Annotated in this window: 10 protein-coding genes; 3 read left to right on the forward strand and 7 right to left on the reverse strand. The window is 42.6% G+C overall.

The features are described 5' to 3' along the window. Nucleotides 1-6: 6 nt before the first annotated feature. On the forward strand, nt 7-1,206 hold the full coding sequence (locus VXQ92_RS02210) for an MFS transporter (protein WP_416680176.1): 1,200 nt from the start codon (nt 7-9) through the stop codon (nt 1,204-1,206). A 170-nt stretch (nt 1,207-1,376) separates the two neighbouring features. On the opposite strand, the gene VXQ92_RS02215 is transcribed toward VXQ92_RS02210, so the two are convergent. The 6 genes from VXQ92_RS02215 to VXQ92_RS02240 all read right to left on the reverse strand — a co-directional run bounded on the left by VXQ92_RS02215 (nt 1,377) and on the right by VXQ92_RS02240 (nt 9,450). Continuing rightward, nucleotides 1,377-3,956, reverse strand: a complete 2,580-nt coding sequence (locus VXQ92_RS02215) for an EAL domain-containing protein (protein ID WP_416680178.1) — start codon at nt 3,954-3,956, stop codon at nt 1,377-1,379. Between the two features lie 203 nt (nt 3,957-4,159). After that, nucleotides 4,160-4,819, reverse strand: coding sequence for a 3-oxoacid CoA-transferase subunit B (locus tag VXQ92_RS02220; RefSeq protein WP_064096840.1), 660 nt, complete (start codon nt 4,817-4,819; stop codon nt 4,160-4,162). Continuing rightward, a complete protein-coding gene (locus tag VXQ92_RS02225; protein ID WP_064096770.1) occupies nt 4,819-5,490 on the reverse strand; it encodes a 3-oxoacid CoA-transferase subunit A in 672 nt (223 codons plus the stop codon). Before VXQ92_RS02225 ends, VXQ92_RS02220 begins: the two co-directional genes overlap by 1 nt. A 40-nt stretch (nt 5,491-5,530) precedes the next feature. Beyond that, nucleotides 5,531-6,811, reverse strand: a complete 1,281-nt coding sequence (locus VXQ92_RS02230; RefSeq protein ID WP_416680179.1) for an MFS transporter — start codon at nt 6,809-6,811, stop codon at nt 5,531-5,533. A gap of 253 nt (nt 6,812-7,064) precedes the next feature. Beyond that, nucleotides 7,065-8,264 carry an acyl-CoA dehydrogenase gene (locus VXQ92_RS02235; RefSeq protein ID WP_416680181.1) on the reverse strand — a complete coding sequence of 400 codons (1,200 nt, stop codon included), beginning with the start codon at nt 8,262-8,264 and terminating at the stop codon, nt 7,065-7,067. A gap of 31 nt (nt 8,265-8,295) precedes the next feature. Next, on the reverse strand, nt 8,296-9,450 hold the full coding sequence (locus tag VXQ92_RS02240; protein WP_416680184.1) for an acyl-CoA dehydrogenase family protein: 1,155 nt from the start codon (nt 9,448-9,450) through the stop codon (nt 8,296-8,298). 494 nt (nt 9,451-9,944) lie between these two features. Between VXQ92_RS02240 and VXQ92_RS02245 the strand changes: the two genes are divergently transcribed. After that, a complete protein-coding gene (locus VXQ92_RS02245; RefSeq protein ID WP_064102868.1) occupies nt 9,945-10,781 on the forward strand; it encodes an IclR family transcriptional regulator in 837 nt (278 codons plus the stop codon). A gap of 228 nt (nt 10,782-11,009) precedes the next feature. Beyond that, on the forward strand, nt 11,010-12,722 hold the full coding sequence (locus tag VXQ92_RS02250; RefSeq protein ID WP_416680186.1) for a 4Fe-4S dicluster domain-containing protein: 1,713 nt from the start codon (nt 11,010-11,012) through the stop codon (nt 12,720-12,722). Between the two features lie 258 nt (nt 12,723-12,980). Here the strand turns inward: VXQ92_RS02250 and VXQ92_RS02255 are convergent, their stop codons facing one another. Then, nucleotides 12,981-15,182, reverse strand: coding sequence for an OsmC domain/YcaO domain-containing protein (locus VXQ92_RS02255; protein WP_416680188.1), 2,202 nt, complete (start codon nt 15,180-15,182; stop codon nt 12,981-12,983). Nucleotides 15,183-15,501: the final 319 nt, after the last annotated feature.

Here is a 15,501-nt window from a genome sequence, read left to right on the forward strand (position 1 = left end):
ACAAGGATGTCAGCCCAAGGGCAAATTTCACGCCGTTTCATGTTCATGATGGCAATGACCTGCGCACTTTGCGCAGGTTGTAATTATTTTAACCAGCCCTTGATTTATTCTATTGCAGAGGATCTGCAGATCAGTGTAGCCCAGTCTGGCTGGACTGTAGTATTGACCCAGATTGGCTATGCCACCGGGTTATTTTTGTTTGTCCCTCTGGGGGATTTGTTCGAAAAACGGCTGTACATCTGCAGTTTAATGTTCTGTACCGGACTGGCACTTATTGGGCTTTCAGCCAGTACCAATCTGCATATGTTGTATGGCTTTACTCTGCTCGCCTCTTTTTGTTCGATTACCACCCAGATTCTGATTCCTTTTGCCGCCAGCCTGTCGCAACGTGATAAAAGTGCCGAAGTCGTGGGCCTGCTCATGAGTGGTGTTCTGGTGGGTATTCTGTTTGCCCGTACCGTAGCCGGACTGATTTCTACTTTATGGTCCTGGCATGCGGTATACCTATTTAGTGGTTGTGCAATTCTTCTGCTAAGTCTGGCGATGTGGTTCCAGTTGCCGAGCACCAAGAGCCAGTTGCAGATGAATATATTGCAAATTTATCGCTCACTATTTACCTTTGCCCGAACAGAACCCATGCTGATCCGGCGTAGTATGATCGGAGGTTTGGGTTTTGGCATGCTGAGTATTATCTTTACTACCATGACTTTTATTCTGGCTGAAGCACCGTATCATTTTAATGATTTCCAGATTGGTCTCATGGGTATTGTGGGTGTGGTCGGCATCTGGTCCTCTCAATGGACCGGTAAAATGATTGGCAGGCATCGGGAAAAATGGATTGCGCATCTGGCCACATGCGGACTGATTCTGGCCTGGATTCCCTTATTCTTTGCCCAGAATTATTTATGGATTTATATCCTGGGCTTGATTCTGGCTTATTTTGGAATTTCCTGTTTGCATGTCTTGAACCAGAATCTGGTCTATCGAATTTCAATGCAGGCTCGCTCGCGGATTAATGCCATCTATATGACCTGTTATTTTTCAGGTGCCGGTCTGGGGGCATTTTTATCGCTGCATTTATGGAAAAGCTATGGCTGGTCTGCCTGTGTCATTTTAGGTTTTATTTTTGCCGTGTTGATCTTTGTGATTAACTATTATGATTTAAACCAAGAAAGAAATTTAGCCAATATTCAGCCTGAGCCTTAGATACTGTTAAAAACCTTTGGGGTTAAAAAGCTTATTTTTTATCCCGCTTTCTGTACCAAGTGCAAATTCTAAAGATGATACGTTCAAAAATAGAAAAATTCTTTAGACTTTTAACGTTTCCTTTCTCTCTGAAGAGCAGTTGAAAATATTGATATCTTAATTTTTTAGAGTTAATTCAATTTACTATTTTCCATTGCGAGATAAACAGATTTCAATTCAGTTAAAGGTGCAGGTTTTGCATAAAAGAAGCCTTGTAGCAAATCACAGCCCTGCTGATAGAGCAAACTGGCCTGACTTAAGGTTTCGACACCTTCTGCGACAACTTCCAAATCCAGCTGATGGGCTAGATGAATAATAGATTGCACAATTGCAGCATCCTGACCATCGAGGGTCAACTCTTCAATAAAACTACGGTCTAGCTTGATTTGATTGATTGGCAAGCGACGCAGATAACTGAGACTCGAATAACCTGTGCCAAAGTCATCAATGGCAACCTGTACACCTAAAGTACGCACCGCTTTTAAAATTTCTATGGTTCGGTCTGCACCATTAATGATGACACCTTCCGTAATTTCAATTTTAAGTAGTTCCGGCGGTAATTGGCTGAGTTGAAGCGCATGTTCAAGTACCTGTAAAAAGCCTGCTCTACGGAATTGTAGCGGAGAAATATTCACCGATACCGTGATCTGGCTATTATGTTTCTTGTTCCAGTGCGCAATATCTAAACAGGCCTTTTCCAGCACCCACTGGCCTACACTAATAATCTGCCCGGTTCTTTCTGCAAGAGGGATAAAAATTGCTGGGGAAATATAACCCTGTTGCGGATGACACCAACGGATTAAGGCTTCCACACCTATTACATGTCCAGTTTCAGGATGAACCAGCGGCTGATAGAACAGGTCGAAATTTTCCTGATTGATCGCTTCCATGAGTTCCAGACGCAGATTGGTATAATCTATTTCTGCGACAGGCTGCATTTTGTTTTTTTCATACCACTGCCAGATATTACGCCCCTGTCTTTTGGCTTCCTGCATTGCCAAAACAGACTGATAGATCAGTTCAGATGAATGCTGGATTGAGCTGTCATCCGCCACAATACCAATACTGGCACTTAAATGTATTTTGTACTGATCAATAACAAAAAGTATGGAAAGAAGCTCAAGAATTTCTCCAGCGATCGCCTCCACTTCAGATGACTCATATATTCCTGAAAGCAGTAAGATAAACTCATCTTCAGCAAAGCGGCATAGTACGTTATCGTCTTGAATAAATTTTTGCAGCCGCTCACCCACACTTTTAAGAATCTGATCCCCCACCAGATGACCCAAGCTGTCATTAATATTTTTAAAGTCATCCAGGTCTATATATAGCAGCACCAAAGGTTCTGAACTCTCATGCTGTACTTCAAAAATATTTTCCAGAATTTGCTTAAATGCATGCTGGTTCGGCAAGCCGGTTAAATAATCATGGGTATGCTGATGCCGGATATATTCTTCGTGAATAAGTTGCTGGGTAATATCTTCCTGAATTCCTAGAAAATGGGTACAGGTTCCAGTCTGATCAAAAATAGGACCTAGGGTTAAACGGTTCCAGAACCAGCTGCCATCTTTACAGTAACTTTTTATGGTGACCTGAATTTCTTTTTGTTTCTTAACTGCTTGCTTGAGTAATGAAATTTGATCCGGATCAGTATCTGGACCCTGCAAGAAAAAACAGCCTTGCCCTAAAACTTCTGTTTCTGTATAGCCTGTGAGCTTGAGAAAAGCCGGGTTCACATACACCATTAACCTTTCTTCTGAAACATCGGTAATAAAAAGACTATTCGGACTGGCTTCTACTCCCCGTTTTAATAAACGCAGATCCTCCTTGTTTTTACGGGATAAAGTAATATCCCGCGCAATACCAATAATGCCGGTAACTTTCTGATTTTGTATAATCGGTAAATTGGTCAAATCCAGCCATAAAACATCTCCAGTAACATTATAGATTGGAAGCTCAAAATGTTGAGATTTGCCTTGCAGCGTTTCTATAAATGAAAAGTTGGCCAGCTCATGAAATTCAGGTGGTATAAAAGCACAATAATGCTGACCACAAATTTGCTCTTTAGAAAATCCTGTAATTTCTTCGCAAGCAATATTGGTAGTAAGCATATGTCCCTGTAAATCAAGTTCAAAAATGATATGGGGATGATAAGTATAAAAAGAACAGTATTTCTCATTAAGTTCCTGTCTTTTTTGACGCTCCTGATCAAGTTCGATTGCGAGGGCCACTAATTTTGTCGCTTGTTGCAAAAGCTCAATATGCTGTTCTGTCGGTATTTTGGGTGCCCGATAATAGGTCGAAAAAGTGCCATATAAAATATCTGAGGCATTTATAATCGGCATAGACCAGCAACTAGACAGCTTTTCTGCATTCACTACAGCACGGTAGGACTGCCAGTTTGGATCTTTCATTAAATTTGGACTAATGACGAGCTGACGCAAAAAAGCAGCTACGCCACAGGTTCCTCGATCAGGACCAATCTTTAAATCTTGGATGACATTACAGTACTCTTTTGAGAAATGCTGCTGGCCACTTATAACATTTAAAGTTTGCGAGTCTTCTCTATAGAGCATAATTGTGACAAGCGCCTCTGGAATACGTGATTCCAGCCATTGGCTAATAATGTCGAGAATAGGTTTGAGTTCAGTATGGCGGCCAATCAGATTAAAAATATGAAAAATATCTTGATCATCACAATTATTATGCATTCAGACTATCACCTTCCTTAGCTTGTTAACATTTTAGACTTATTCTTAAGATAATCATTAGCAAAAGTTTATATGTACATCTTAAAAGTGCGAAATTTGCCTCATTTTATGTGTAAAAAATATTAATATTAAAGTTTAAAAATCACAGCCAAAGCTGTGATTTGAAATTATGTTTCACTCGTTCAAATTTTGATGTCTTATTTTTAGGCTGCTTGTTGACGACTGTCTACTAATTTACAGCCAGTCTTCCTTTGCAACTCCTCAAAACTTAAGCCATCCACTATTTCAATAACCTGAGCTTGGCCATCTTTTAATTCAATCACACAGAGATCGGTATAAATGCGGTTGACACACTGCTTACCTGTTAGAGGATAAGTCAGTTCTTCAACGATTTTTGCTTCACCGTTTTTGGTCATATGCTCCATACAGACATAGACACATCGAGCACCCACTGCCAGATCCATTGCACCGCCTACAGCAGGTACAGCATCAGCATTACCGGTATGCCAGTTCGCCAAATCACCATTAATAGCAACCTGAAAAGCACCCATGATACAGATATCCAGATGCCCGCCTCGCATGATATCGAAAGAGTCCGCAGAATTCATAAAACTGCCACCTTGCAACATGCTTACGAGTTCTTTACCGGCGTTAATCAGGTCATCATCTGCCTGTTCAGGATCATTCAATGCAGCAAAACCTAAAACACCATTTTCCGAGTGCAGAATTACTCCTTGTTCAGGTTTTAAATAACCAGCCACGCGTGTCGGTAAACCAATACCCAAATTCACAAAAGAGCCAGCTGGAATGTCTTGCGCCACTTTAGCCACAATCTGTTCACGGCTACGTTTTTGAATATTCATCATTTAATATCTCCAACCTTGACCACATGCTGTACAAAAATTCCTGGCGTTACAATAATCTCTGGATCAAGCTCTCCCAGTTCCACAATCTGATGCACTTGTGCAATGGTGGTTTTTGCTGCTTTGGCCATGATCGGACCAAAATTCCGTGCTGCCTTACGGTAGGTCAAGTTGCCCCACTGATCTGCCTGATTGGCATATACCAAGGCATAATCAGCATGAATCGGATATTCCAGCACATAATCTTTTCCATTGATATTTCGGGTTTCTTTACCTTCAGCAATTTTGGTACCAAAACCGGTTGGAGTAAAAACAGCTCCTAAGCCAGCACCGGCTGCCTGAATGCGGCAGGCCAGATTGCCTTGTGGCACCAGTTCCAGTTCAACTTTTCCTGCCTTGTACAGGTCTTCAAAGACGGTTGAGTTATTGGCCCGCGGGAATGAACAGATCATTTTTTTAACCAGTCCAGACAACAGCAGATTGGTTAACCCACGATCTCCAGAAGCAGCATTGTTGTTAATAATAGTTAAGTCTCGAGGACCCAGATCAATTAATGCTTCGATTAATTCTACCGGCTGACCTGCCAGGCCAAAACCACTGGTCATAATGTGTGCACCATCAGGAATTTGCTTGAGTACTGTCTCGATATCCTGTGTGATTTTATTCATCATATTGCTTCCTAGCATGTTCTATCTATATTGCAAGTGCAGATTAATCTGCCTTTTGCGGATCAAATAAGCGGTCTTTAATAAAGAAAGCGGGTATCAGGCCACAAAGAAAATAGGCAATCCCCATAATCAGTAAGCCCGTACCAATTGAGCCTCCTTGAGCAAAATAGCCAATAGTAAGAGGTGCAAATACAGCACCCAGTCGGCCGACGTTATAGGCACCACCCACTGCTGTTCCACGCACTTTGGTGGAGAAGCTTTCTGTCATGTAAGTCGCATTAATACCGTATGGAATACCATAGAGAAAACCAAAAAATAACATCAGCCAGAGAATGTTATCCGGCGTATTACCAAAGACAATCACAGGGATAAAAATCGCAGTACCCATGGTGCCGAAAGCAAATACCGCACGACGGCCAATCTGGTCAGCGATAAAACCGGCAATGACTTTGGTACACATCATGATCAGGAAAGTTCCGATCATATACATGGTCATTTCTTTAAACTTGATTCCCAGATCGGTCTCTAAATAGGCCGGTAGCCAGTTGCTGACTCCATAATAGCCAAACTGTAAAAATGCGGTACTGAAGGACCAGAGGATAAACATGCGACGGCTAAGTGCATCTTCAAAAATCATTTTGAAAGTGTTCTTGGGCTTTTCCTGCACAATGCCACTGGCTTTTGCATCCAGGCGTGCTTTACGCGCATCTAACCAGGCTTTCGGTTCAGGCACCAAGAAGTACATCGCGAAGGCCAGTACAATTGGAATAATGGCAATATAATAGAGGTATCGCCAGCCAAATTCAGGCAATAGCCATCCAGCCAGAACAGTTGCGACCACCGAGCCTAAAGTCCAGCCAGTCATAAGCGTTGCCAATACTGTAGAGCGATATTTGGTGGGTACATACTCTGCCATGAGTGTGTTACAGGCAATATATAGAGCACCTAGTCCAATCGCAGACGTAAAGCGCAGCCATTTGAACTGATCATAACTTTCTACGAATCCTAACCAGAAGGTTAATGAAGAAAATAATGCAATGGCAATGACGATCACACGAACCCGGCCAAAACGGTCACAAGCCCAGCCACCAAAAAAACCGCCGATAGCCATGCCTGCAAGTGTCCAGCTTCCCAAGGCACCCGCCTGCATATTACTTAATGAAAATTCTTGTTTCAGACTGGTCAGACTGTAGGCTAATAATGCAATGTCAGCCCCATCAACCAGTAATGCCAAAAATGAGAAGATAAAGGCCAGAATCCAGACTTTTTGCTTGGGTTCGTTTCCACCTTCTACTTGGTGTTGTTGTGAACTGATCGTATCCATAATGCTCTTTCTACTTTTCGGCACTCCTGTGCCTTTTAAAAATCAATATTTCACTTAATTATTTAATTGAAATATATAATATTTATTGATCATTATCACGCTTTAACAAAGTGATATAAAAATGCTTTTAAGGTTTTTAAAAATTGAATACGGTGAAATCACATAGCAATCTACAAATAGATGTGATTAAGCCGCGATTCTTAACCCCGAAAACAATCTAGCCAGCAATGCTGGCTAGAGGGAGATCTCAGGTTTAGTTGCAAAAGGCTGCAATTCCGGTTTGTGCACGACCTAAAATTAACGCATGCACATCATGTGTACCTTCATAGGTATTTACCACTTCCAGATTAACCAGATGACGGGCTACACCGAATTCATCGCTAATGCCATTTCCACCCATCATGTCACGGGCCAAACGGGCAATATCCAGTGCCTTACCGCAGTTATTACGCTTAATTAAAGACGTACCTTCAACTGAAGCAATGCTCTCATCCTTCATACGGCCAAAACGTAAAGCCACCTGTAAGCCAAGGGCAATTTCAGTTTGCATGTCTGCCAGTTTTTTCTGGATCAGCTGATTCGCAGCGAGTGGTCGGCCAAACTGTTTCCGGTCCATGGTGTACTGATGAGCGGTATGCCAGCAGAATTCTGCAGCTCCCATCGCACCCCATGCAATCCCGTAACGCGCACTGTTCAAGCAGGTAAAAGGCCCTTTTAAACCACGAACTTCCGGAAATGCATTTTCTTCTGGAACAAAGACGTTATCCATCACAATTTCACCGGTGATTGAGGCACGTAGACCCACCTTGCCGTGAATCGCTGGAGCAGAAAGCCCTTCCCAGCCTTTTTCTAAAATAAAGCCACGAATGTCACCGACATTACCTTCGGCAGAAACTTCTTTGGCCCAAACTACAAATACATCGGCAATCGGACTATTGGTAATCCACATTTTTGCGCCTGTTAAACGGTAACCACCCTCGACTTTTTTAGCACGGCTAATCATGCTGCCAGGATCTGATCCATGATCTGGCTCGGTCAAGCCGAAGCAACCAATATATTCACCGGTTGCTAATTTTGGTAAATACTTCTGCTTTTGCTCTTCAGAACCAAATTCATTAATGGGTACCATCACCAGAGAGCTTTGTACGCTGGCCATTGAACGGTAACCTGAATCGACACGTTCAACTTCACGGGCAATCAGACCATAACTGACATAATTTAAACCTGCACCGCCGTACTGTTCCGGAATGGTTGGACCGAGTAAACCCAGTTCTCCCATTTCACGGAAAATAGCCGGATCGGTTTTTTCATGACGGAACTGTTCCAGTACACGCGGCATCAGTTTGTCTTGACAGTATGCTGCCGCTGCATCGCGAATCATGCGCTCTTCTGATGTCAGTTGCTGTTCGATTAAAAATGGGTCTTGCCAATCAAATTTAATTTTTGTCGTCATTTTAATATTTCCTTATTTTAAAATTATGAGACTAGGCAGTTGCTTGTTTAATCATTTCACGCGCAATAATAATTTGCTGGATTTGTGTGGTTCCTTCATATAAACGGAACAGTCGCACATCACGGTAGAAACGTTCAATTGAATATTCACTGATATAACCCGCTCCGCCATGAATCTGCAAACAGCGATCAGCTATTCGGCCACACATTTCGGTTGCAAACATTTTGGCACAAGAGGCTTCAGTCGTAACATTTTGACCCGCATCACGCAGACGCGCAGCATCCAGCACCATACATTTGGCTGCATAAATTTCGGCCTTAGAGTCTGCCAACATCCCCTGGATCAGCTGGAAATTCGCAATGGGCTGACCAAACTGTTTGCGTTCCACTGCATAGTTAAGTGCGTCTTCCAGCATGCGCTCTGCCATGCCAACGCTATAACCGGCAATGTGCAGACGACCCTTATCCAGCACACGCATTGCTGTTTTAAAGCCAATCCCTTCTATACCGCCAATCAGTTGATCTTTATGCACTTTACAGTTTTCAAAAATTACATCACAGGTATAGGAACCATGTTGGCCCATTTTCTTGTCAATTTTACCCAAGCTTAAACCAGGTGTGCCTGCTTCAACTAAAAATGCTGAAATAGCACCAGCACCTTTAATCTCTTGATTGGTACGTGCCATCACGGTAAATGTCGTAGCACGTGGCGCATTGGTGATGAAGCGTTTAGTTCCGTTTAAAATATAATAATCGCCGTCTTTAACTGCACTGGTTTTTAAAGCAGCAGCGTCTGATCCTGAATCTGGTTCAGTCAAACAGAATGAACCAATAATTTCGCCGGTTGCATAACGCGGTAAATATTTCTGTTTTTGCTCTTCTGTACCGTCGATAATGATGCCACTTGAGCCAATGCCGTTGTTAGTACCAATTAAAGAGCGGAAGGCAGCCGATGTCTGACCCAACTCCATCGCGACCAGAATTTCTTCTTCCATGGTAATACCTAAACCGCCATATTCTTCTGGAATCGTCAGGCCAAATAAACCCAACTCTTTCATCTGTTCCACAATATGTTCGGGAATGGCATTGTTCTCTTCTACTTCATGCTCGAGAGGCACCAGTTCATTTTTTACAAAATTTCGAATCGTCGACAGAAGCTGGTCTAACATTTCTGGATCACGAATCATATAAATCTCCATGGATATAATTTAGGTAAATTCCTTTACCATTATTTTTGTTTCGTAATACGAAATAAATAATCATATAAAATCATTTTTAGCAAGAAAAATTACCAAAATTTTTATTTTTATCTTGAAAATGAAATTTTTCTGGCATTTGAGTTCAGTTGTGTTTAAGATTTAATTTCACAATGCGAAATATTTCCAGTGAAGAATCGTTGTTTCTATCAACTTTGTTGAAGATAAGGCTTCATCTTTCTTCTTGAGGTAATGCTTCTTAATTATTGCTATTGTGGGGGAAAATCGAAATTTTGAATGACTTTCATTAACCTGAAAACCAGATGATTGTATGTTGTCTTGAAGCTTGGATAACCACATTCTTTCCGTTCACAAATAATTTAGGTACTTTTTTCTACATTTTATCTTTTGTATAAGTGTTTTATTTTGTATCGTGAAATTATATTGTTATCATATTTACTAATTTAACCTTAATTGCCTTGAACATGACAAAAAATAAAACTGGTGAAATTCCCAATTTTGATGAAATCCGTTTAGACCCGATTTCACATATTCATAGAGAAAACAATCCTCAATTTATTGCGTCTATTGCGCGTGGATTGGAAATCTTGCGCTGCTTTTCTTCAACTAATCAATTACTTGGAAATCAGGAAATTGCACAATTAACCAACTTGCCTAAGCCGACTGTAGCGCGTATTACCAGTACCCTGGTTTCTTTAGGTTATTTAAAACAATTGCCTAATACCACAAAATATTTACTAGATGTGGGTGTATTGGCTTTGGGCTATGCAGCTCTGAGTAATATTTCTGCGCGGACTCAGGCTTATCCATTTATGGAAGAAATGTCGCGTTATTCTCAAGCTCCTGTGGCAATGGCTACACGTGACCGTTTGAGCATGATTTATCTGGAAGTGGTACATACAGAATCGACGCTGACCATGCGCCGCCCTGTCGGTTCTACCTTACCGATTCATAGCAGTGCCATGGGACGTGCCTGTCTGGCAGCAATGGATGTAAAAGAACGCGAATATTTATTTGATGCGATCAAAAAAAGAAATGAAGACCAGTGGCCAACCATTAAGCGTAATCTGGAACGTGCAATCCGTGATTATCAGGATTATGGCTACTGTCTGTCTTTAGGTGACTGGGCTAAGGATGTGAATTCCGTGGCAGTTCCACTGGTTCACCCTAAACACGGAATACTAACGTTTAACTGTGGGGCTCCAAGTTATCTGTTAAATCAGGAAAAACTGGAAAATGAAATTGGACCGCGTCTGATTCATATGGTGAACAATATTGCAATGAATCTCAACAACATATAAAAAATTAATCATCAGAGCGACATTCAGTCGCTCTTTTTATGAATACCCAGTCTATACATCTTCTTCTTACTTTACCCAGAATTTGCCGCAAACCTTTTTAATGCTGTGAAATAGATAAGATTTAAAAAAAAGATAAAGTCCTATTTCAAATAAAAAGATCAAGAATAAGCTTCATAACCGATTTAGATAATGCTATATATATCGCTATACGAAATTGGATTTTATATTATGGAAGATATAACAAGAGAATCGATGGAGTTTGACGTCGTCATCGTAGGCGCAGGCCCTGCGGGTCTTTCTGCTGCGATCAAAATCCGTCAACTTGCAATTGAAAACAACTTAAACGATCTGTCCGTTTGTGTCGTAGAAAAAGGCTCCGAAGTCGGTGCACATATTCTGTCTGGTGCTGTGCTTGAACCACGTGCCATGAACGAATTGTTCCCGGACTGGAAAGAACAGGGTGCCCCGCTGAATGTCCCGGTGACTGAAGATAAAACCTTCTTCCTGCTGTCAGATGAAAAATCACAGGAAGCACCGCACTGGATGGTGCCTAAAACCATGCATAATGATGGCAACTATGTCATCTCGCTCGGCAACGTGGTGCGCTGGTTAGGCCAGAAAGCCGAAGAACTGGAAGTATCAATCTTCCCGGGCTTTGCAGCTTCTGAAATTCTTTATCATGAAGATGGCACGGTAAAAGGCATCCAGACCGGTGATATGGGTATTGGTAAAGATGGTGAACCGACACATAACTTTACTCCGGGTTATGAACTGCACGCTAAATACACGTTATTTGCTGAAGGTTGCCGTGGTCATTTAGGCAAGCGCCTGATCCAGAAGTTCAACCTGGACAAGGACGCCGATCCGCAGCATTACGGCATCGGGATTAAAGAGCTGTGGGAAATTGATCCAGCCAAGCACAAACCGGGTCTGGTGATGCATGGTGCCGGCTGGCCACTCAATGAAACCGGTTCTTCAGGTGGCTGGTGGCTATACCACGCCGAGAACAACCAGGTGACCCTGGGCATGATCGTGGATCTTTCTTATGAAAACCCGCATATGTATCCGTTCATGGAAATGCAACGCTGGAAAACCCATCCGCTGATCAAGCAGTATCTCGAAGGTGGCAAGCGCATTTCTTATGGTGCCCGTGCCGTGACCAAAGGTGGTTTTAACTCGCTGCCGAAATTTACTTTCCCGGGCGGTTCTTTAATTGGGGATGATGCCGGCTTCCTGAACTTCGCCAAGATCAAGGGTTCTCATACAGCAATGAAATCTGGCATGCTCTGCGGTGAAGCGGTATTTGAAGCCATTGCTGCGGGTGTAGAAAAAGGCGGTGATCTGGCGGTGGCGCGTGTTGTAGAGGGCGAAGATTTCTTTGTCAAGGAACTGACCGCGTATACCGACAAGTTCAACCATAGCTGGCTGAAAGAAGAGCTGTACAGCTCGCGTAACTTCGGTCCTGCGATGCACAAGTTCGGTCAATGGATGGGTGGTGCATTCAACTTCATCGACCAGAACGTGTTTAAAGTACCGTTCACCTTGCATGATCTGCTGCCTGACTTCAAGGCATTAAAAACTGTCGATGCAGTGAACTTCAAGCCGACCTATCCAAAACCGGATGGCAAGCTGACCTTTGACCGCCTGTCTTCAGTGTTTGTGTCGAACACGGTCCATGAAGAAAACCAGCCTTCGCATTTGAAACTAACTGATCCATCCATCCCGGTTGAAGTGAACCTGCCGAAATGGGATGAGCCTGCACAGCGTTACTGCCCAGCGGGGGTGTATGAAATCATGGAAAATAATGACGGTTCCAAGCGTTTCCAGATCAATGCAGCCAACTGTGTGCACTGCAAGACCTGTGATATCAAGGATCCGTCCCAGAACATCACCTGGGTGACACCGGAAGGTGGTGGTGGTCCGAATTACCCGAATATGTAAGGTAGTTCCTGTGAATGAGAAAAATACATCTATTTCTCACATTCATATACCCAATCTTGAAGCAGTTAGTATTAACACTTCACTTTAATTTTTTAGGTAATTCCAGTTCCCTCGGGAGCTGGAATTAATAAGTTAGAATAGAAATAATAGAAAAGATTGCATATAGGATCAGAGATAAAAATGGCCTACTCGAAACCGAGTAAGCCATTTTTAAGATTTAAAACAAATGACGAAAAATTTTAGTCATTCATCTATGGATTATTGCTGAGCCACAAACTTGGCACGCGCTGCATGCAATTTCTTATAGCTGTCAATTAAACGTAGATGACGATCCAGCCCTTCAAGCTGCATGTTGGTTTCGGTCAAACCATAGAAACGAACTGTTCCTTCGATTGAACCTAGAACGGCATCCATACGGGCATCACCAAACATACGACGGAAGTTGTGTTCATAATCTTCCAGTTCCATTTCATCATCCAGAATGACTTCCAGAACGACATTCATGCACTGGTAGAACAGGCCACGTTCAACGGTATTGGTATTGAACTGCAAGAACTGCTCAACCAGATCTTTGGCTTCTTCAAATTGCTGCAAAGCCACATAAATCAGCAGTTTCAGTTCCAGAATCGTCAGTTGGCCCCATTCAGTATTTTCATCGAACTCGATACCGATCAAGGTTTTGATCTCGGTATAGTCATCCTCATCTGCTTCTTCCAGACGCTCAACCAGTGCTTCCAGTTGTTCATCATCCAGACGGTGCAGATTCAGGATATCTTCACGATATAACAAAGCCTTGTTGGTATTGTCCCAAACCAGATCTTCTACCAGATAAATTTCTGAATAGCCCGGTACCAGAATACGGCAAGCTGTTGCACCTAGATGCTGATACACCGCCATATAAACTTCATGGCCCATGTCTTCCAGAATCGTGAATAATTCCTGAGCTTCATCCGCATTCGAATTTTGACCGTTATTAGTGAAATCCCACTCGACAAAATCATAATCTGATTTCGCGCTGAAGAAACGCCAAGACACTACACCGCTTGAGTCGATGAAATGCTCAACAAAGTTATTCGGTTCAGTTACTGCATTGCTGCTAAAGGTTGGTTTTGGCAGATCATTCAGGCCTTCAAAACTACGGCCTTGCAATAACTCGGTCAGACTGCGTTCTAATGCCACTTCAAAGTTAGGATGGGCACCGAATGAGGCAAATACACCGCCGGTACGCGGGTTCATCAAGGTGACACACATGACCGGGAACTGGCCGCCTAATGAGGCATCTTTGACCAGAACCGGGAAGCCCTGTTCTTCCAGACCTTTAATACCTTCAATAATTTTCGGATATTTTGCCAGAACATGTTCAGGCACATCCGGAAGTGCGAGTTCACCTTCCAGAATTTCACGTTTTACCGCACGTTCGAAAATTTCAGAAAGACATTGTACTTGCGCTTCAGCCAAGGTATTGCCGGCACTCATCCCGTTACTTAAGTAAAGGTTTTCGATCAGATTGGACGGGAAATAAACGGTTTCACCATCAGACTGACGTACAAATGGCAATGAACAGATGCCACGAGCCTTATTGCCCGAGTTGGTATCATAAAGATGGGTACCCAATAACTCATCTTCTGGATCATAAATTTCACGGGTATGTTCATCCAAAACTTCTGCAGGTAGTTCGCCATTCGGACCTGGCTGGAACCACTTTTCATCTGGATAATGCACAAATTCTGCATTGGCAATATCTTCACCCCAGAACTGGTCGTTATAGAAGAAGTTACAGTTCAGACGCTCAATAAATTCACCCAAAGCAGATGCCAGCGCACTTTCTTTGGTCGAGCCCTTACCGTTGGTAAAGCACATTGGCGACTGCGCATCACGAATATGCAATGACCAGACATTCGGCACGATATTACGCCAAGACGCAATTTCAATCTTCATGCCGAGGCCTGCCAGAATGGCAGACATATTGGCAATGGTTTCTTCCAGCGGAAGGTCTTTACCCGGAATGAAAGTCGTATGATCAGAAGCCAGACTTGGCATTAACAAGGCCTGAGCATCTGCATCGATACTCTCTACTTCTTCAATAACAAATTCAGGACCGGTTTGAATTACTTTCTTGACGGTACAACGGTCTATCGAACGTAAAATTCCTTGGCGGTCTTTTTCAGAAATATCAACCGGCAGTTCCACCTGAATTTTAAAAATCTGTTTATAGCGGTTTTCAGGATCAACAATATTGTTTTGCGAAAGGCGGATATTATCGGTTGGAATGTCACGTGCTGCGCAATAGACTTTGACAAAATAAGCCGCACAAAGTGCCGACGACGCCAGAAAATAATCGAATGGGCCGGGTGCCGAACCATCGCCTTTATAGCGGATCGGCTGATCGGCAATCACCGTGAAGTCATCGAACTTGGCTTCCTGGCGTAGATTATCGAGATAATTGACCTTAATTTCCATGTGGATACCTAAATATTCTTATGTGCCGTCACGGACAGATAAGATGCTGAATCTGAATACAAGCCGGTTCACGGAGGAGAACTTGAATGAAAAATAGAAAATGGTCAGGTTATACCATTTGACTAAGTGTCTGGATAACGCTGCCGAGAATGGGCGCTATTATAGAATTATTTTATGAAATTGATAATGTTTGTCTGAAATTCTGGCAGATTAAACCAGACCCTCAGTCTTTCCCGAGCTACCGGAGCATGAATCTACTTCAAGTCATGGCTTATACTATTAATCAAAATTGCAGATAAGGCAGATTTTCACCCGCCTA

It is taken from the genome of Acinetobacter sp. 228, assembly GCF_048147885.1.